The 17,845-nt window shown below is 72.7% G+C and carries 17 protein-coding genes; 9 read left to right on the forward strand and 8 right to left on the reverse strand.

From position 1 onward, the window contains the following. Window positions 1-36 precede the first annotated feature (36 nt). Complete coding sequence (locus ACLE50_RS18440; RefSeq protein WP_410944821.1) at window positions 37-279, reverse strand: DUF5703 family protein; 243 nt, start codon at window positions 277-279, stop codon at window positions 37-39. Between the two features lie 287 nt (window positions 280-566). Between ACLE50_RS18440 and ACLE50_RS18445 the strand changes: the two genes are divergently transcribed. From ACLE50_RS18445 to gndA, 6 genes are all read left to right on the forward strand, one after another. Next, on the forward strand, window positions 567-1,388 hold the full coding sequence (locus ACLE50_RS18445) for an undecaprenyl-diphosphate phosphatase (RefSeq protein WP_410944822.1): 822 nt from the start codon (window positions 567-569) through the stop codon (window positions 1,386-1,388). Window positions 1,389-1,407: 19 nt separating this feature from the next. Beyond that, window positions 1,408-2,157: a histidine phosphatase family protein gene (locus ACLE50_RS18450; RefSeq protein ID WP_410944823.1), complete on the forward strand. Its 750-nt coding sequence runs from the start codon at window positions 1,408-1,410 to the stop codon at window positions 2,155-2,157. 108 nt (window positions 2,158-2,265) lie between these two features. Then, window positions 2,266-2,850 (forward strand): DUF3090 domain-containing protein, encoded by a 585-nt coding sequence (locus ACLE50_RS18455; RefSeq protein ID WP_410944824.1) that lies wholly within the window; start codon window positions 2,266-2,268, stop codon window positions 2,848-2,850. After that, window positions 2,847-3,758, forward strand: a complete 912-nt coding sequence (locus ACLE50_RS18460) for an SCO1664 family protein (protein WP_410944825.1) — start codon at window positions 2,847-2,849, stop codon at window positions 3,756-3,758. Before ACLE50_RS18455 ends, ACLE50_RS18460 begins: the two co-directional genes overlap by 4 nt. A 38-nt stretch (window positions 3,759-3,796) precedes the next feature. Beyond that, entirely contained in the window at window positions 3,797-4,675 is an 879-nt protein-coding gene (locus tag ACLE50_RS18465; RefSeq protein WP_410944826.1) for an alpha/beta fold hydrolase, read from the forward strand. A gap of 98 nt (window positions 4,676-4,773) precedes the next feature. Then, on the forward strand, window positions 4,774-6,210 hold the full coding sequence (gene gndA / locus ACLE50_RS18470; protein ID WP_410944827.1) for an NADP-dependent phosphogluconate dehydrogenase: 1,437 nt from the start codon (window positions 4,774-4,776) through the stop codon (window positions 6,208-6,210). Window positions 6,211-6,268: 58 nt separating this feature from the next. On the opposite strand, the gene ACLE50_RS18475 is transcribed toward gndA, so the two are convergent. Then, a complete protein-coding gene (locus ACLE50_RS18475) occupies window positions 6,269-7,984 on the reverse strand; it encodes an MFS transporter (RefSeq protein ID WP_410944828.1) in 1,716 nt (571 codons plus the stop codon). A 67-nt stretch (window positions 7,985-8,051) separates the two neighbouring features. On the opposite strand from ACLE50_RS18475, the gene ACLE50_RS18480 reads away from it, so the two are divergent. After that, the gene (locus ACLE50_RS18480) at window positions 8,052-8,567 is read left to right on the forward strand and encodes a DUF2127 domain-containing protein (protein ID WP_410944829.1); all 516 of its coding nucleotides are present in this window, start codon (window positions 8,052-8,054) and stop codon (window positions 8,565-8,567) included. Here ACLE50_RS18480 and ACLE50_RS18485 read toward each other — a convergent pair. The 5 genes from ACLE50_RS18485 to ACLE50_RS18505 form a co-directional block, all read right to left on the reverse strand. Next, window positions 8,555-9,526, reverse strand: coding sequence for a threonine/serine dehydratase (locus ACLE50_RS18485; protein WP_410944830.1), 972 nt, complete (start codon window positions 9,524-9,526; stop codon window positions 8,555-8,557). The two genes, ACLE50_RS18480 and ACLE50_RS18485, sit on opposite strands and share 13 nt — an antisense overlap. Before the next feature lie 23 nt (window positions 9,527-9,549). Then, window positions 9,550-10,134: a DinB family protein gene (locus tag ACLE50_RS18490; RefSeq protein WP_410944831.1), complete on the reverse strand. Its 585-nt coding sequence runs from the start codon at window positions 10,132-10,134 to the stop codon at window positions 9,550-9,552. 185 nt (window positions 10,135-10,319) lie between these two features. Beyond that, window positions 10,320-12,032 (reverse strand): glycerol-3-phosphate dehydrogenase/oxidase, encoded by a 1,713-nt coding sequence (locus ACLE50_RS18495; protein WP_410944832.1) that lies wholly within the window; start codon window positions 12,030-12,032, stop codon window positions 10,320-10,322. Window positions 12,033-12,072: 40 nt separating this feature from the next. Beyond that, window positions 12,073-13,590 (reverse strand): glycerol kinase GlpK, encoded by a 1,518-nt coding sequence (glpK, locus tag ACLE50_RS18500; RefSeq protein WP_410944833.1) that lies wholly within the window; start codon window positions 13,588-13,590, stop codon window positions 12,073-12,075. Between the two features lie 49 nt (window positions 13,591-13,639). Further along, a complete protein-coding gene (locus ACLE50_RS18505; protein ID WP_410944834.1) occupies window positions 13,640-14,482 on the reverse strand; it encodes an MIP/aquaporin family protein in 843 nt (280 codons plus the stop codon). Between the two features lie 162 nt (window positions 14,483-14,644). Here ACLE50_RS18505 and ACLE50_RS18510 point away from each other — a divergent pair, with 162 nt between their 5' ends. Beyond that, the gene (locus ACLE50_RS18510; RefSeq protein ID WP_410944835.1) at window positions 14,645-15,406 is read left to right on the forward strand and encodes an IclR family transcriptional regulator; all 762 of its coding nucleotides are present in this window, start codon (window positions 14,645-14,647) and stop codon (window positions 15,404-15,406) included. Next, window positions 15,403-16,914: a glycerol kinase GlpK gene (gene glpK / locus ACLE50_RS18515; protein ID WP_410944836.1), complete on the forward strand. Its 1,512-nt coding sequence runs from the start codon at window positions 15,403-15,405 to the stop codon at window positions 16,912-16,914. Before ACLE50_RS18510 ends, glpK (ACLE50_RS18515) begins: the two co-directional genes overlap by 4 nt. Window positions 16,915-16,980: 66 nt before the next feature. On the opposite strand, the gene ACLE50_RS18520 is transcribed toward glpK (ACLE50_RS18515), so the two are convergent. Next, window positions 16,981-17,508: a MarR family winged helix-turn-helix transcriptional regulator gene (locus ACLE50_RS18520; RefSeq protein WP_410944837.1), complete on the reverse strand. Its 528-nt coding sequence runs from the start codon at window positions 17,506-17,508 to the stop codon at window positions 16,981-16,983. Between the last annotated feature and the right edge of the window lie 337 nt (window positions 17,509-17,845).

The following is a 17,845-nucleotide window of genomic DNA, read 5'->3' on the forward strand; positions in this document are numbered from 1 at the left end:
GGCCGGAACCGGATGCGGGCCGGAACCGGATGCGGGTCAGAACGTCGGCTCGGGCAGCAGCCGCTCGGAGTCCCGGGCGGACAGCCGACGGCGCAGCACGACCTTGCGCACCCCGCCGGGGTAGAGCCGCAGCCGCGCCAGCTCCCAGCCTGCGAACTCGGCCTGGATCGCCAGGCGCACCGCCGTGGTCAGCCGGGAGACGCCGGACTCGATGAGGACGGGCCGGTACTCCCACCGGTCGTCGGTCCATCCCTCGCCGTCCGGCCGGGCCCCGGCCACGCGATTCCCCTCGGCGGGGTCCTCCGGTCCGCTCGCTGCCACTCGCGCCTCCCGGTCGTGCCTGGTGATTGGGCGTCCCGGCAGGTGAACGCCGGGTGACGACGGATCGATTCCCAGCTTAGGTCGGCCCGGCCCGTCGCGGCCAGCACCGGGCCGGGCCGGGTCCGAACCGGACAGGTCCGGCACCACGGAGGGCAGGCACTGTGACCGCCGTCGCCCCCGGTACGGTCACGGCCCGTGATGGATCTCCTCGCCCGCCCCGCCGGGCGTATCCCCGGGAGCCGCCCGTGAGCTGGCTCGAGGTCGTCGTCCTCGGCCTGGTGCAGGGGCTGACCGAGTTCCTGCCCGTGTCGTCGTCGGCACACCTGCGGATCGTGTCCGCGCTGTTCTTCGACTCCGACCCGGGCGCGGCGTTCACCGCGGTGTCCCAGCTCGGCACCGAGGCCGCGGTGATCGTCTACTTCGCCAAGGACCTGTGGACGCTGTTCGTCACCTGGCTGCGCGGGTTCCGCGACCAGCAGGTCCGGCAGACCGACGACTACCGGCTGGCCTGGCTGGTCATCGTCGGCACCATCCCGATCGGGCTCCTCGGCGTGCTGTTCAAGGACCAGATCGAGACCGTCGCGCGGAACCTGTGGCTGGTCGCCACCACGCTGATCGTGTTCGGCCTCCTGCTCGGGCTCGCCGAGCGGTTCGGCAAGCAGGTCACCCCGATCGAGAAGATCTCCTGGAAGCAGGGCGTGATCCTCGGGTTCGCCCAGGCCATGGCGTTGATCCCGGGCGTCTCGCGCTCCGGCGGGACGATCACCGCGGGCCTGGCGCTCGGTCTGACCCGTCCGGCGATCGTGCGCTACTCGTTCCTGCTGGCCACCCCGTCGGTGTTCGCGGCCGGGCTGTTCACCCTGCCCGACGTGTTCGCCGGCGACGGACCGACCGGCATCCAGATGCTCGTCGCCGTGCTGGTCGCGTTCGCGGTCGGCTACGCCTCGATCGCCTGGCTGCTGAAGTTCGTGCAGAACAACAGCGTCTACGTGTTCGTCGCCTACCGCATCGCGCTCGGCGTCGCCCTGCTGGCCGCCCTCGCGATCGGCGCGATCAACGCGACGTGACCGCGTAGCCTCGGGTTCCGTGACCACGCTGATCCTGCTCCGCCACGGGCGGTCCACGGCGAACACCGCGGGCGTCCTGGCCGGGCGCACGCCCGGCGTCGAGCTCGACGAGCGCGGCCGTGAGCAGGCGGCGAAGGTCGTCGACCGGCTGGCCGACCTGCCGCTGGCCTCGATCGTCACCTCGCCGCTGACCCGGTGCCGGCAGACCGTGGCGCCGCTCGCGCGGGCCCGCGGCCTCGACCCCGTCGTCGACGACGGCCTCGCCGAGGTCGACTACGGCTCCTGGACCAACCGCAAGGTCTCCGAGCTGACCGGCGAGGAGCTGTGGAAGGTCGTGCAGGCCCACCCGTCGGCCGCGGTCTTCCCGGACGGCGAGGGCCTGGCCGCCATGCAGGCCCGCGCCGTCGCCGCGGTCCGGCGCCAGGTCGCCCGGGTGACCGCCGAGCACGGGAACCGGTCGATCGTGCTGGCGTGCAGCCACGGCGACGTCATCAAGTCGATCCTGGCCGACGCGCTGGCCTGCCACCTCGACAACTTCCAGCGGATCGTCGTCGACACCTGCTCGGTGAGCGTGGTCACCTACACCGAGCTGCGGCCGTTCGTGGCCCGGATGAACGAGCAGTCCGGCGACGTCGCGAGCCTGGTCCCGCCGCCGCCGAAGAAGCCCGCCGCGGAGGACAGCGCGGAGGACACCGCGGAGAGCTCCGGCACCGGCAGTTCCGCGGCCGAGAGCTCCGACGCCGTCGTCGGGGGCGCCACGAACGCGTGAGCCAGGGTGATCCCGCTCGCCGCGCCCGGGCGTCGCCCCAGTTCGGCGGGGGTTCCACCGGTGGCGGGGATGCCCCCCGACCGCCTCTCGCCTACCCTGGGAAGGGTCATGGCACGCGTCATCCACGTCTTCCGCGCCCCCGACCGCTTCGTGGCCGGGACCGTCGGCGAGCCCGGCGACCGGGCGTTCTACCTCCAGGCCATCGAGAGTGCACGCACGATCAGCGTGCTGCTCGAGAAACAGCAGGTCTCGGTGCTCGCGGAGCGCATCACCGCGCTGCTCGGCGAGGTCGGCAAGCGGTTCGGCGAGGCGAACCTGGCCTCCGATGACCGGCCCGTCCCCACCGGCGACAGCGACCCGCTCACGGTCCCGCTGGAGGAGGAGTTCCGGGTCGGCACGATGGGCCTGGGCTGGGACGCGGACTCCAGCTCGATCGTCGTCGAGCTGCTCGCGGTCACCGAGGAGGAGATCGACGAGTCGGTCGTGCTCGACGACACCGAGGAGGGCCCGGACGCGCTGCGCGTGTTCCTGTCCCCGTCGGCGGCGAAGGCGTTCGCCGAGCGCGCCGAGAAGGTCGTCGACGCCGGCCGCGCGCCGTGCCCGCTGTGTGCCGAGCCGCTGGACCCCGAGGGGCACGTCTGCGTCCGCCTCAACGGCTACCACGACCGCAACCCCGTGGCCGAGGTCGAATGAACCCGGTCCCCGACCTGCGGGACCCGGCGGTCCTGGAGATCCTCGAACACGGCCGGATGGACGTCACCGGACGGATGGTCGACGCCTCCAACGCCACCCTGTTCGGCACCGTGCAGGCCGACGGCGTCGAGCTGCGCTGCGTCTACAAGCCGGTCCGCGGGGAGCGCCCGCTGTGGGACTTCCCGGACGGCACGCTCGCCGGCCGCGAGGTCGCGTCCTACCTGGTCTCCGAGGCGTCCGGGCTGCGGGTCGTGCCGCCGACGGTGCTGCGCGACGAGGCCCCGTTCGGGCCGGGCATGGTGCAGGCCTGGGTGTCCTCCGGCGACGAGAGCGCGCTGACCGACCCGGAGACCGACGACTTCGACGGCGACCTCGACGAGACCACCATCCACCTGGCGGCCGAGTCGCTGGTGGAGCTGTGCGCCCCCGACGAGATCCCGGACGGCTGGCTGTCGGTGCTGCGCGCCCGCGACGGCGGCGGCGACCCGGTGGTGCTCGCGCACGCCGACGACCCGACGCTGCGCGCGATGGCGCTGTTCGACGTCGTGGTGAACAACGCCGACCGCAAGGGCGGGCACGTCATCGTCTGCCGCGGCACCGACACCGACGGCACCACGGCCGAACGCACCGGGGTCTACGGCGTCGACCACGGCCTCACCCTGCACACCGAGCCCAAGCTGCGGACCGTGCTGTGGGGCTGGATCGGCGACGAGATCGGCGAGGAGCACACCGCACAGCTCAAGGAGCTCCGCGACCGGCTGAACGGGGAGCTCGCCGACGTCCTCGGGGAGCACGTCACCCGGCGCGAGGTCGCGGCGCTGCGCTCGCGGATCGACCACCTGCTCGCCGAGCCGCGCTTCCCCGGCCCGGACGGCTTCGGCCCGGCCATTCCCTGGCCCGCCTTCTAGCCCTGACATCCTTCCGGCCCCTGGCATACGGTCCGGGCATGGTTCTGCCTCCCGCGCAGCGGGTCACCGTCCCCGGCACCACGCTCGACGAGATCACCCTCTCGGTGCACGACACCGGAGGCGACGGGCCGCCGGTGCTGCTGCTGCACGGCTGGCCGGACCGGGCGACACTGTGGACCGAGCAGGCCGACGCGCTGGCCGCGGCCGGGTACCGCGTCGTCGTCCCGGATCTGCGCGGGTTCGGGGAGTCCGACCGGCCCGAGGGTGTCGAGCACTACGCGATGACGGCCCTGGTGCACGACGTGCTCGGCGTCGCCGACGCGCTCGGGATCGGCGAGTTCGCGCTCGCCGGGCACGACTGGGGCGCCGGGCTCGGCTGGGCGCTCGTGCTCGGCGACCTGTCCGCCGAGACGCCGCGGATCACCCGCTACGCCGCGTTCTCCGTCGGGCACCCCGCCGCGTTCGCCGCCGCCGGGTTCCGGCAGAAGGCGATGTCCTGGTACATGCTCTGGTTCCAGTTCCCGGGCGTCGCCGAGCAGGTGATGCCCGCGCACGACTGGCAGTTCCTGCGGGCCTGGGCGCAGGCGTCGTTCCCGCCGGGGCACCCGCTGCCCGAGCAGCAGATCGCCGACCTGTCCCGGCCGGGCGCGCTCACCGCGTCGCTGAACTGGTACCGCGCCAACGTCGACCCGGCGACGTTCGTGCCCACCGACCTGCCCCGGGTGCCGCCGATCCGGATCCCGGTGCTCGGCGTGTGGAGCGACGGCGACCTCGCGCTGACCGACGCGCAGATGCGCCGCTCCTCGGAGTTCGTCACCGACTTCCGGTTCGAGCAGATCTCCGGTGCCGGGCACTGGATCCCGCAGGAGGCGCCGCAGGCCGCGACCGACCTGCTGCTCGCGTTCCTGGCAGGGTGACCGACGGCATGCGCGCCCACCCGCTCGGAACGGGAACCCCGGACGCGAGGATGTGATCCGGCGCCGGACCGGCGCCGGCGACGACAGAGGAGCGGGAGATGGCGGAGAAGAGCCGGATCGGCGTCACCGGACTGGCGGTGATGGGGGCGAACCTGGCCCGGAACATGGCCCGCCGGGGCTTCCCGGTCGCGGTGCACAACCGGACCACCGCGAAGACCACCGAGTTCATCGCCGACTACGGCGACGAGGGCGACTTCACCGGCACCGAGAGCCTGCAGGAGTTCGTCGACGCGCTCGAGACGCCGCGCAAGATCGTGGTCATGGTGAAGGCCGGGAAGCCGGTCGACGCCGTCATCGACGAGCTCGCGCCGCTGCTCGACGACGGCGACATCATCATCGACGCCGGCAACTCGCACTTCCCCGACACCGAGCGCCGCGCCGCCTACTGCGAGGAGCGCGGCCTGCGGTTCATGGGGATCGGCGTCTCCGGCGGCGAGGAGGGCGCCCTCAACGGGCCGAGCATCATGCCCGGCGGCCCGGAGGCCGCCTACGACGAGGTCTCCGAGATCCTCACCGCGATCGCGGCGAACGTCGACGGCGACCCGTGCTGCGTCCACGTCGGACCCGGCGGCGCCGGGCACTACGTGAAGATGGTGCACAACGGCATCGAGTACGCCGACATCCAGCTCATCGCCGAGGCCTACGACCTGCTCACCCACGTCGGCGGGCTGTCCGCGCCGGAGATCGGGAAGATCTTCGAGCAGTGGAACACCGGCGACCTCGAGTCGTTCCTGATCGAGATCACCGGCATCGTCCTGTCCAAGACCGACGAGCGGACCGGCGAGCCGCTGGTCGACGTCATCACCGACGAGGCCGAGCAGAAGGGCACCGGGCGCTGGACCGCGATCGACGCCCTCGACCTCGGCGTCCCGCTGACCGGCATCACCGAGGCCGTGTTCGCCCGGACGCTGTCCGCGCTGCGCACCGAGCGCGAGGCCGCGTCGACGACGCTGGCCGGGCCCGAGCCGCAGAAGTCCGGCGACGTCGACCGGCTCGTCGAGGACGTCCGGCAGGCGCTCTACGCGTCCAAGGTCGTCGCCTACGCGCAGGGCTTCGCGCAGATGCGCGCGGCGTCGCAGGTCAACGGCTGGGACCTCGACCTGGGCGCGATGGCCCGGATCTGGCGCGGCGGCTGCATCATCCGCGCGCAGTTCCTCAACCGGATCACCGAGGCCTACGCCGAGCACCCGGACCTGGACAACCTGCTGATGGTCCCGTACTTCACCGAGGCCGTCGCGAACGCGCAGGACGCGTGGCGCCGGGTCGTGGTGACCGCGACCGAGAACGGCGTCGCGATCCCCGCGTTCTCCTCCAGCCTGAGCTACTACGACGGCTACCGCCGCGCCCGCGGCCCGGCCAACCTCATCCAGGGGCTGCGCGACTACTTCGGTGCGCACACCTACCACCGGATCGACGCCGAGGGCGCGTTCCACACCCGGTGGGCGCAGGACGGCGCCGAGGTCCGCACCGACTGACCCCGCCCGGCACGACCGGAGCCGCGGCCCCGTTCCGGGACCGCGGCTCCGTTGCGTCTCACCGGCCCGCGGGTTCGGGCTCGCGGGTGCCGGGCTCGTCGACGTGGTGGTACTTCCCGCCGCGCAGCGCGCTCGCCACCGCCGCGACCAGGCAGGCCGCGGCGGCGAAGCCGAGTGCGAAGGTCAGCCCGTCGGCGAACGGGCCGGAGATCAGCTGCGGGAAGAACTCCCGCCCGGTCAGGTACGCCGACTGCTGCGGGCCGAGGTGGGCCAGCACGTCCGGCCCGAGCAGCGTCGCGATCGGGTTGTAGCCCAGCAGCGCCGCGAACAGGATCGCCACCGGCGGCAGCGCCGCCACCTGGTCCGCCGCGGCCTCCGGCACGCCCTGACCGGCCAGCCCGTCGTGCAGGGCCGCGGGCAGCGACGTCGACAGGCCCGCGATGAGCAGCGAGAAGAACACGCCGATCGAGAGCACCGTGGCCGCGTTCTGGAACGTCGAGGTCATCCCGGCGCCGACGCCGCGCTGCCCGGCCGGGAGCGCGTTCATGATCGCCGCGCGGTTCGGTGAGCTGAACAGGCCCATGGCCAGGCCGTTAAGCGCCAGCACCGTCGCGAACACCGGGTAGCCGAAGTCGACCGGCACGAGCAGCAGCGCGAGGAACGTCGCCGCGGCCCCGACCATCCCGAGCGTGGCGAACGCCCGGGCGCCGTAGCGGTCGGACAGCACCCCGGACACCGGCCCGGCGACCAGGAACCCGATCGTCAGCGGGACCATGTAGATCCCGGCCCACAGCGGCGTCGCCTCGAACGCGTAGCCGTGCTCGGGCAGCCAGATGCCCTGCAGCCAGATGATCAGGATGAACTGCAGTCCGCCGCGGCCGAGCGCGGCCAGCAGGCTCGCGACGTTGCCGGCGGAGAACGCGCGGATCCGGAACAGCTCGACGTGGAACATCGGCTCGGCGACGCGGCGCTCGATCCACACGAAGATCCCGAGCACCACGATCCCGCCGGCGATCAGGCCGAGCACGGTCGGGCTGGTCCAGGACATGACGTCGTCGCCGTAGGGCTGGATGCCGTAGGTGATGCCCATCAGCACCGCGACCAGGCCGACCGCGAACGTCAGGTTGCCCCACCAGTCGATCCGGGCCGCGCGGCGGACGCCGGTGTCGCGCAGCTTCGCGTACGCCCAGACCGTGCCGAACACCCCGACCGGCACCGACACCAGGAACACCAGGTGCCAGTTCAGCGGGGCGAGCACCCCACCGACGACCAGCCCGAGGAACGAGCCGGCGATCGCGGCGACCGAGTTGATCCCCAGCGCCAGGCCGCGCTGGTGGGTGGGGAAGGCGTCGGTGAGGATCGCCGTCGAGTTCGCCAGCAGCAGCGCGCCGCCGACACCCTGCAGCACCCGCATCGTGATCAGCCAGATCGCGCCCGCGTCGCCGTGCAGCCAGGTCGCGGCCAGCAGCACGGAGAACACGGTGAACACGGCGAAGCCCAGGTTGTACATCCGGGTGCGGCCGAACATGTCCCCGAGCCGGCCGAAGCTGACGACGAGCACGGCGGTGACCACGAGGTAGCCCATGATCAGCCACAGCAGGTAGTCGATGTTCTGCGGCGCGAGCGGGTCGATCCCGATCCCGCGGAAGATGTCCGGCAGCGCGATCAGCAGGATCGACATGTTGATCGTGACGATCAGGACACCCATGGTGGTGTTGGACAGCGCGACCCATCTGTACCGGTCGGGGCGCGGACCGGCGTCAACGTTGAGCATCGCTAATGAGGTTACGAGAGACCGTTGCGGCGCGCCACGGTCCTGGCGGTCCGGCTAGGCTCACGCCATGACGGGATCGGCACCGGTGGAGTCCGCGGAGAACATCCGCTGGACCGAACGACTCTTCCGCTTCGCGCTCTGGGTGAAGGGCATCGACGGTGCCGCGGAGCTGATCGGCGCGGTCGCGCTGCTGCTCGTCTCCGGGGACTGGCTCAACCGGGTCGTGGCCGCGGTGCTGGCCCGGGACCTGATCGGCTCGCCGGACGGGTTCCTCGCCCGGCACCTCGTCACCGGGACCCAGCACTTCGCCGAGGGCAACCGGACGTTCGCGGTCGTCTACCTGGGCCTGCACGGGATCATCAAGCTCGCACTGGTGATCGCACTGCTGCGCAAGTGGCTGCCTGCCTACCCGGTCGCGGTCGTCGTGCTCGGTGCGTTCGTGGTCTACGAGCTCATCCACGCCTGGCACACGCACTCGGTGTTGCTGCCGTTCCTGGCCCTGCTCGACGTCGCGATCATCGTGTTCGTGATCCGCGAGTACATCCTGCTGCGCAAGGAGCGCGCGGCCGGTCAGGAGATCTGAGCTGCTCTGCTCACCACGTCTCCGACGTCGGCGTTCGACCCGCAGATGACCAGGGCGAGCCGGGTGTCCGGGTGCCGGCGGCGGACCTCGCGGGCCGCGGGTACCAGGCAGCCCGCGGCAGGCTCCGCCCAGATCCCGGCGTGCTCGGCCAGGGCGAGCGTCTCGCGGTAGGCGTCGGCGTCGTCCACGACGAGGACGTCGGTCACCAGCGCGGCCGCGTGGTCGTAGGTCAGCTGCGACGCCGACGGCGCGGACAGCGTCGTGATCGCCGAGGTGATCTCGACCGGCGTCGGGCCGCCCGCGCGCAGCGCCGCGGACATCGCCTCGGCGCCCCGGGTCTCCACACCCCACACCCGGGTGGTCGGCAGCAGCGCACGGATCGCCGTCGCCACGCCGGACAGCAGCGCGCCGCCGCCGATCGAGACGAGCACGTCGGTCGGGGGCGCGCCGAGCGCGGCGGCGTCACGGGCCAGCTCCAGCCCGACGGTGCCCTGCGCGGCCAGCGTCACCGGGTCGTCGAACGGGTGGACCAGGGTCATGCCATCGGCCTGCAGCTGCGCGGCCAGCGCGAACGCGGCCGGGATGTCCGGGGTGAGCCGGACGTCGGCACCCGCGGCGCGGGCGGAGGCGATCGAGCGGGCCGGCGCGTTCTCCGGCATGACGACCACGGCGCTCACGCCCTCGGCCCCCGCGACCTCGGCGACGGCGAGGCCGTGGTTGCCACCGGAGACGGCGACGATCCCGGCAGCCCGCTCGTCATCGGACAGCGACGCGAGCTTGGCCAGCACCCCGCGCGGCTTGAACGACCCGGACCGCTGCAGGTGCTCCAGCTTCAGCAGCACCGGCGAGCCCAGGTACGCGCCCAGCCCGGGGGAGGGGATCGTCGGGGTGTGCACGACACCGCCGGAGATCCGCTCCGCCGCCGTCTCGATGTCGTCGAGGGTCACCAGGTCCGCCATGGGGCCAACCGTAGTGACCCGCCTCAGCCCATCGTCTTGGCGCCGTCGATGGCCTCGCGGATGATGTCCGCGTGCCCGGCGTGCTGGCTGATCTCGGCGAGCATGTGCAGCGCGATCCGGCGCACCGACCAGGCCGCACCCGGCTCGAACCACGGCGCGACGGGCAGCGCGTGGGTGGTGTCGAGGTCGGCGGTGCGCAGGATCTCCTCGGTGCGGGCGGCCACCTGCTCGATCCGCGCCCGCAGGAACTCCAGCGTCTCGTGCTCGGCGAGGGTGAACCGGTCGTCCTCCCACTCGCTGTCCGACCAGTCGCCGCCGTTCGTCTCGCCCTCGGCCGCCACCGCGTCCCAGTCGACGTCGGAGTTGTAGACGTCGGTGAACGCGTCCGCCCCCTCGACGGCGAAGCGGAACCACTGCTCCTCGGTGTCCGCGACATGCTTGAGCAGCGACGCGATCGTCAGCGCGCTCACCGTGCTCGGGGTGCGGGCCTGCTCCTCGGTGAGCCCGTCCGCGGTCTGCAGCAGGAAGCCGCGGTGCCGCTCCAGAGTGGTGATCAGCTCGGCGCGCTCGCCGGTGAGCTCGGTGGTGGGGTCGGCCTGTGCCTGCATGACGTCCGCCTCTCGTCGGGTGCCGGCCGGGTCTTCCCGGTCCGACGCCAACGACGGTAGGACCCGATGCGGACAGCTCCGGTCCTCGACGGAGACGGTTCAGCGCAGTTTCTGCAGAGCGTTCTCCCAGCGGCGGCCCCGGACGACGACGTAGCGGCCGTCCGGGGTCCGCTCGGGCTCGGAGCTCACCCGCTGACGGGCACCACGTCCGGCGCGCCGAGGCGGGCGGCGTCGGCGGTGGCGTCGTCGGGCATCTTCTGGCTCTCCCGTTCGGCCTCCACCCGCTTGCGGTAGTGGTCGATCTCGCGCTCGATCTGCTCGTCGTTCCAGCCGAGCACCGGCGCGACCAGCCGCGCCGCCTCCTCGGCCGCCGCGACGCCGCGGTCGAACGTCTCGATCGAGATCCGGGTCCGGCGGGCCAGGATGTCGTCGAGGTGCCGGGCGCCCTCGTGCGAGGCCGCGTAGACGATCTCCGCGCGCAGGTGGTCCGGCGCCCCGGCCAGCGGCTCGGCCAGCGTCCGGTCCGCCGCGGCGACGTCGAGGACCTCCTGGATCAGCGAGCCGTAGCGGCCCAGCAGGTGCTCGATCCGGACCTTGCGCAGCCCGGACTCCGCGGCCAGGCGCGCGGTGGAGTTCTCCAGCGCGTGGAAACCCTCCGCGCCGAGCAGCGGGACGTCGTCGGTGCACGACGCCGGGACCTTCTTGTCCAGCCCGTGCACCGCCGCGTCGACGGCGTCGGCGGCCATCACCCGGTACGTCGTGTACTTCCCGCCCGCGACGACGACCAGCCCCGGCACCGGGGTGGCGACGGCGTGCTCGCGGGACAGCTTCGACGTCGACTCCGACTCGCCGGAGAGCAGCGGGCGCAGGCCTGCGTAGACACCTTCGACGTCGTCGCTGGTCAGCGGCTGCTCCAGCACCGTGTTGACGTGCTCGAGCAGGTACTCGATGTCCGCCGCCGATGCCGCCGGGTGGGCCTTGTCGAGGTCCCAGTCGGTGTCGGTGGTGCCGATGACCCAGTGCCGGCCCCACGGGATCACGAACAGCACCGACTTCTCGGTGCGCAGGATCAGCCCGGTCTCGCCGCGGATCCGGTCCCGCGGCACGACCAGGTGGATGCCCTTCGACGCGCGCACCTTGAACAGTCCGCGCTCCCCGGCCAGAGCCTGGGTGTCGTCGGTCCAGACACCGGTGGCGTTGATGACCTGCTTGGCCCGGACCTCGATCCGCTCGCCGGACTCCAGGTCCTGCACGACGGCGCCGACCACCCGTCCGGCGTCCTTGATCAGGTCGACGACCCGGGCCCTGGTCGCGACGTGCGCCCCGTACGCCGCCGCGGTGCGGGCGACGAACATGGTGTGCCGGGCGTCGTCGACCTGGGCGTCGTAGTACTCCAGGGCGCCGACCAGGGCGTCCTTGCGCAGCGACGGGAAGATCCGCCGTGCCCCGCGCCGGGTGAGGTGCCGGTGCCGCGGCAGCCCGCGCGAGCGGCCAGACAGGTAGCCGAGGGTGTCGTAGAGCGCGACGCCGGCGCCGGCGTAGAACCGCTCCCAGCCGCGGCCCTTGAGCGGGTAGAGGAACGGCACCGGGCGCACCAGATGGGGCGCGAGGTGCTGGATCAGCAGCCCGCGCTCGGCGAGCGCCTCGGCGACCAGCCGGAAGTCCAGCATCTCCAGGTAGCGCAGGCCACCGTGGATCAGCTTGGACGACCGGCTGGACGTGCCGGAGGCGAAGTCGCGCGCCTCGACCAGACCCACGGACAACCCGCGGGTGGCGGCGTCGAGCGCCGACCCGGCACCGACGATCCCGCCGCCGACGACGAGGACGTCCAGCTCGGTCCCGGCCATCTCCTGCAGTGCCTCGGTGCGGGCGTCGGGGGAGAGCGCCACCGATTTCATGATCAGACCCTTCGTGTGTGCGTGCTCGGGTTCGGAGCCGTCATTCCACGTCGACCCAGTCCAGGGTGCGCTGCACGGCCTTGCGCCACTGGGCGTATCCGGCCTCGCGCTGTGCCTCGTCCCACTGCGGCTCCCAGCGCCGCGCCTCGTTCCAGTTCTCCCGGAGCTCGTCGGTCGAGTTCCAGAAGCCGACGGCGAGGCCCGCCGCGTAGGCCGCGCCCAGGGCCGTCGTCTCGGCGACGACCGGGCGGGACACCGGCACACCGAGGACGTCGGCCTGGATCTGCATGCACAGCTCGTTCATCGTCACCCCGCCGTCGACCTTCAGCACGTCGAGGGCCACACCGGAGTCGGCGCTCATCGCGTCGACGACGTCGCGGGACTGGTAGCAGATCGACTCCAGGGTGGCCCGGGCCAGGTGCGCGTTGGTGTTGAACCGGGACAGCCCGACGATCGCGCCGCGGGCGTCGGAGCGCCAGTACGGCGCGAACAGCCCGGAGAACGCCGGTACGAAGTAGACCCCGCCGTTGTCGGAGACCTGGCCGGCCAGCGACTCCGACTGCGCGGCGCCGGAGATGATCCCGAGCTGGTCGCGCAGCCACTGCACGGCCGAGCCGGTGACCGCGATGGAGCCCTCCAGGGCGTAGACCACCGGCTCGTCGCCGAACTTGTAGCCGACCGTGGTGAGCAGCCCGGACTTCGAGCGCACCAGCTCGGTACCGGTGTTGAGCAGCATGAAGTTGCCGGTGCCGTAGGTGTTCTTGGCCTCGCCGGGGGCGAAGCAGACCTGCCCGACGGTCGCGGCCTGCTGGTCGCCGAGGTCGCCGGTGATCGGTACCTCGCCGGCCAGCGGACCGTTGGCCAGCGTGGCGCCGAACCCGTCGGGGGTCGACGACGGCTGGATCTCCGGCAGCATCCGGCGCGGGATGCCGAAGAAGCCGAGCAGCTCGTCGTCCCAGTCGAGGGTCTCGAGGTCCATCAGCATGGTGCGGCTGGCGTTGGTGACGTCGGTGACGTGCCGGCCGCCGCGGATGCCGCCGGTCAGGTTCCAGATCACCCAGGTGTCGGTGTTGCCGAAGATCGCGTCGCCGCGCTCGGCCGCCTCCCGGACGCCGTCGACGTTCTCCAGGATCCACTGGATCTTGCCGCCGGAGAAGTAGGTGGCGGGCGGCAGCCCGGCCTTGCGGCGGATCACCTCGCCCTTGCCCTCGCGCTCCAGCGCCGAGGCGATCCGGTCGGTGCGGGTGTCCTGCCAGACGATCGCGTTGTAGTACGGCCGCCCGGTGTTGCGGTTCCACACCACGGTGGTCTCGCGCTGGTTGGTGATGCCGAGCGCGGCCAGGTCCGACGCGGACAGCTTGGTCCGGGTCAGCGCGGTCTCCAGGACCGCCTTGGTGCGCTCGACGATCTCGATCGGGTTGTGCTCGACCCAGCCGGCCTGCGGCAGGATCTGCTCGTGCTCGAGCTGGTGGCGGCCCACCTCGTTGCCACCGTGGTCGAAGATCATGAAGCGGGTGCTGGTGGTGCCCTGGTCGACGGCACCGACGAACTCGGCCATGCGGGTCTCCTGGGATGCGCGGGATGCGGAGCGGACGGGTCGGGGCGGCTCAGGAGGCCGCGCGGCCGACCTCCTGGAAGTCGTCGTCGGGGATGTGGCGCTCGATCAGCACCTGGAACAGGCCGCCGCCCACGACGGCGCCGATGATCGGGGCGATGATCGGCAGCCACCAGTACGGCGTGCCCTGGTCGGTGACCCAGGCGGTGTCGTAGCCGGTCACGAACGACGCCAGGCGCGGGCCGAAGTCACGGGCCGGGTTGATCGCGTAGCCGGCGTTGGTGCCCCACGCCATGCCGATGCCCACGACCAGGATGCCGATCATGAACGGGGCCATGTTGGCCAGCGGGCCCTTGTTGCGCGGGCTGGTCAGCGCGAAGATCACGAACACCAGGATCGCGGTGCCGACGACCTGGTCGAGGAACGCCGTCGGGATCGAGACGCCGTCACCGGGTGAGGTGGAGAAGATGCCCGCGGTCTCGGTCAGGTTCGGGTCGACCTTGCGGATCAGGTCGGCGTAGGTGAGGCGGACGATCAGACCGGCGACGAACGCGCCGAGGGTCTGCGCGACCACGAACGGCGCGACCTTCTTCCAGGAGAAGCCGCGGTAGACCGCGAACGACAGGGTCACCGCCGGGTTGAGGTGCGCGCCGGAGACGCGGCCTGCGACGTAGACGCCGAGCATCACGCCGAAGCCCCAGGCCCAGGCGATGGCGTCGTGCCCGCCCTTGGAGCCGTCCGGTGTGGTCAGCACCTGGGCGACGACACCGGCACCGAACAGGATCAGGATCATCGTGCCGGCGAACTCGGCACACAGTTCGCCCAGCAGCGACGGCTGCTTCCCGGGCGCGGGGATCGCCGACTCGGTGGAGCCGGTCTTCTCGGAGCTCGTCATCGAACCCCCTTCATCTGGGTCCCGTGCGGGACCGGGCGGCCCCGCCAAGGATCGCGACGCTAGGACCGGGGACACACCCGGGCAACGCGAGCCGTTCGGCAATGCCGAACGTTGCGGGTCGAACGGGTCCTGGTCCATCCCCGATGGCCCTACGATGGTGTTGTGCCGCGGCCGATCCAGTCCGTCGAACGCGCCGCCGCGATGCTTCGGCTGCTCGGCGGTGCGGGGCGCCCGCTGGCGCTCGCCGAGGTCGCCGCCGCGCTGGCCCTGCCGCGGCCGACCGCGCACGGGATCCTGCGGACGCTGCGCGACGAGGGCCTGGTCGCCCAGGACCCGGCCACCGGGCGCTACCTGCCCGGCGACGCGCTGGACCGGCTCGGGACCCGCTGGGACCGCCACGACCTGCGGGCGCGCGCGATGAACTGGGCCGACGTGCTCGCCGCGGGCACCGGATGCGCGGTGTACCTCGGGGTACCGGCCGAGGACGGGCGCGGCGTCGACGTCGTGCACCACGTGTTCCGGCCCGACGGCACACCGCAGCGCCTGCGCACCAACACGATCGAGCCGTTGCACGCGACGGCGTGGGGGCTGTGCCTGCTGGCGTTCGCGCCGTCGTCGGTGCGGGCCGAGGACCCGATGACCGCCTACACCCGGCGCACCGCGACCAGCCCCGCCCGGCTCGCCCGCACCCTCGAGGAGACCCGGCTGCGCGGCTGGGCGGCCGAGCCCGGCGGGTGGGAGCCGGGCGTCGGCGGGCTGGCTGTGCCGGTACGCAGCGGGGGCGGGCTGACCGTGGCCGCCCTCGGCGTCGGGGCGCCGACCGAGGACCTGTTCACCGCCGACGGCCGGGTGCGGCCCGGGCCGGTCGTGGAGCTGGCCGCCGCGGCCGCGGAGATCGCGGCCGGGCTGGAGGAGGGGCCGTGACCGGCGACGAACGGGTCGTCGCGGCGATCGACCAGGGGACGACGTCGACCCGGTGCCTGCTGTTCACCCGCTCCGGGCGGATGGTCGCGGTCGCCCAGCGCGAGCACCGCCAGCACTTTCCGCGCCCGGGCTGGGCCGAGCACGACGCCACCGAGATCTGGCGGGCCGTCGAACGGGTGGTGCCGGTGGCGCTGCGCCGGGCCGGGCTGCGGCCGGAGAACGTCGCGGCGCTGGGGATCGCGAACCAGCGGGAGACGACGCTGGTCTGGAACCGGCACACCGGGACGCCGCTGGCCCGGGCGATCACCTGGCAGGACACCCGTACCGACGGGATCGTGTCCCGGCTGGCGTCGGATGCGGACGCGGCGCAGTACGCCCGGGTCAGCGGGCTCGGGCCGGCCACGTACTTCGCGGGGCCGCGGCTGCAGTGGCTGCTCGACCACGTGCCCGGGGCACGGGACGGTGCCGAACGCGGGGACGTGCTGTTCGGGACGGTCGAGTCCTGGCTGATCTGGAAGCTCACCGGCGGACCGGACGGCGGGCGGCACGTCACCGACGTCACCAACGCGAGCCGCACGATGCTGATGGACCTGCGCACGCTGGAGTGGTCGGAACCGCTGTGCCGGTCGCTGCGGGTGCCGCGGGCGATGCTGCCGGAGATCGTGCCGAACGCGCAGGTCTACGGGACCTGCACCGAGGTCCTGCCCGGGGTGCCGGTGGCCGGGGCGCTGGGGGACCAGCAGGCGGCGCTGGTCGGGCAGACGTGCTTCGCACCGGGTGAGGCGAAGTGCACCTACGGGACCGGCGCGTTCCTGCTGAAGAACACCGGGTCGCGGATCGCCGGGTCCGAGGCCGGGCTGATCCCGACGGTCGGGTACCTGCTCGGCGACGAGCCGGTCTACGCCCTGGAGGGCTCGATCGCGGTGACCGGGTCGCTGGTGCGCTGGTTCCGCGACGCGCTCGGGATGATCTCGACGGCCGCGCGGATCGAGACGCTCGCGATGACCGTGCCGGACAACGGCGGCTGTTACGTGGTCCCAGCATTCTCCGGGCTGTACGCGCCGCACTGGTACCCGGACGCGCGTGGAGTGATCGTCGGGCTGACGTCCTACATCCACCGTGGACACCTGGCGCGGGCGGTGCTGGAGGCGACGGCGTGGCAGACCCGCGAGGTGCTCGACGCGATGAACCGCGACTCCGGGGTCGGCGTGACCCGGCTGAAGGTCGACGGCGGGATGACCGCGAACCACCTGCTCATGCAATGCGTCGCCGACGTCCTGGATCTGACGGTCGAGCGGCCGCTGGGATCCGAGGCGGTCTCGCTGGGCGCCGCGTACGCGGCCGGTCTCGCCGTCGGCTACTGGCCGGACCCGGACGTGCTGCGCCGCAACTGGCACCGCGCCGCGGCCTGGGAGCCGGCGATGGACCCGGCGGTGCGCGAGCGTGAGCACGCGAACTGGCGTCGCGCGGTCGAGCGCAGCGTGGGGTGGGCGCGGGCGGAGGTGTGAGCGGGCGCCGGACGCGCAGCCGCCGCGGTCAGGTGCGGGGGCGCCGGACGCGCAGCCCTGCCCCGGTCAGGCGCGCGGGCGCCGGCGGCGGGCTTCCTGACGGCGGTCCCGCTGTTCCTGGCGGCGCCGGTGGTCGCGGGTGCTCGCGCGGAACGCGCGGCGGATCCCGGCGTCCACGGCGGCTCCGACGAACCTGCGGGCGGCCGCGGCCTGCTGCTCGTCGAGCCCTGTCAGCAGCAGATCGACGTCCGGGACGAGCAGATCGGGCCACAGCTCCCGGCGGGCCTCCGGCGAGGCGACCGCGATCGTGTTCCGCCGGTCGAGCGGATCCGGGAACCGCTCGACGAAGTCCCGCTCCTCGAGCCGGGCGAGGAGCATGCTGATTCCGCCCGACCCGAGCCCGACCCGCACGGCGATCTCGGAACCCGGCAGGCCGTGGGGCCGGGCGAACAGCTCCGCGACGACGAGGATCTCGTTGAGCGACAGGCGATGACGCTCCGCGACCCGGCGGATCCGGTTGACGGCGACGACCTCCCAGCGCAGCAGCAGCGGCGAGAGGGTCTCGGCGTACTCGAGGCGTTCGGTGATGCTCATCGGTGTTCCGGCCGCGATCGGCGCCGCTCCGGCTGGGGTTCCGCGACGACCACAGGTGCCACATGCCGGAGATACCTCAGCCGCTGAGACGTCCCCGGCAGCTACTGAGACGTCCCCAGCCGATAGCTCAGTCGGTGAGGTATTCCCCGGCTCCGGCCCCTGTGGAGGCTCCGGTCCCAGGGGATCGGCGGAGGAGACGAGAGACCCGGGACCCCCATCCGGCGGAAGTACCTCACCGACTGAGACGTCAGGCGGGGACGTCTCAGTGGCTGAGGTATTTCGTGGGTGGGACACCTGCCCGGGCCCGGATCGGGGCCGGGAGCCCCACGCCCCCGCC

This window comes from Pseudonocardia phyllosphaerae (genome assembly GCF_046546475.1).
GTDB lineage: Bacteria > Actinomycetota > Actinomycetes > Mycobacteriales > Pseudonocardiaceae > Pseudonocardia > Pseudonocardia phyllosphaerae.

Coding starts and splice junctions, on each gene's coding strand:
- ACLE50_RS18455 (WP_410944824.1), top strand. CDS start 2,266: ATGGCACGCGTCATCCACGTCTTCCGCGCCCCCGACCGCTTCGTGGCC.
- ACLE50_RS18460 (WP_410944825.1), top strand. CDS start 2,847: ATGAACCCGGTCCCCGACCTGCGGGACCCGGCGGTCCTGGAGATCCTC.
- ACLE50_RS18465 (WP_410944826.1), top strand. CDS start 3,797: ATGGTTCTGCCTCCCGCGCAGCGGGTCACCGTCCCCGGCACCACGCTC.
- gndA (WP_410944827.1), top strand. CDS start 4,774: ATGGCGGAGAAGAGCCGGATCGGCGTCACCGGACTGGCGGTGATGGGG.
- ACLE50_RS18475 (WP_410944828.1), bottom strand. CDS start 7,984: ATGCTCAACGTTGACGCCGGTCCGCGCCCCGACCGGTACAGATGGGTC.
- ACLE50_RS18480 (WP_410944829.1), top strand. CDS start 8,052: ATGACGGGATCGGCACCGGTGGAGTCCGCGGAGAACATCCGCTGGACC.
- ACLE50_RS18485 (WP_410944830.1), bottom strand. CDS start 9,526: ATGGCGGACCTGGTGACCCTCGACGACATCGAGACGGCGGCGGAGCGG.
- ACLE50_RS18490 (WP_410944831.1), bottom strand. CDS start 10,134: ATGCAGGCACAGGCCGACCCCACCACCGAGCTCACCGGCGAGCGCGCC.
- ACLE50_RS18495 (WP_410944832.1), bottom strand. CDS start 12,032: ATGAAATCGGTGGCGCTCTCCCCCGACGCCCGCACCGAGGCACTGCAG.
- glpK (WP_410944833.1), bottom strand. CDS start 13,590: ATGGCCGAGTTCGTCGGTGCCGTCGACCAGGGCACCACCAGCACCCGC.
- ACLE50_RS18505 (WP_410944834.1), bottom strand. CDS start 14,482: ATGACGAGCTCCGAGAAGACCGGCTCCACCGAGTCGGCGATCCCCGCG.
- ACLE50_RS18520 (WP_410944837.1), bottom strand. CDS start 17,508: ATGAGCATCACCGAACGCCTCGAGTACGCCGAGACCCTCTCGCCGCTG.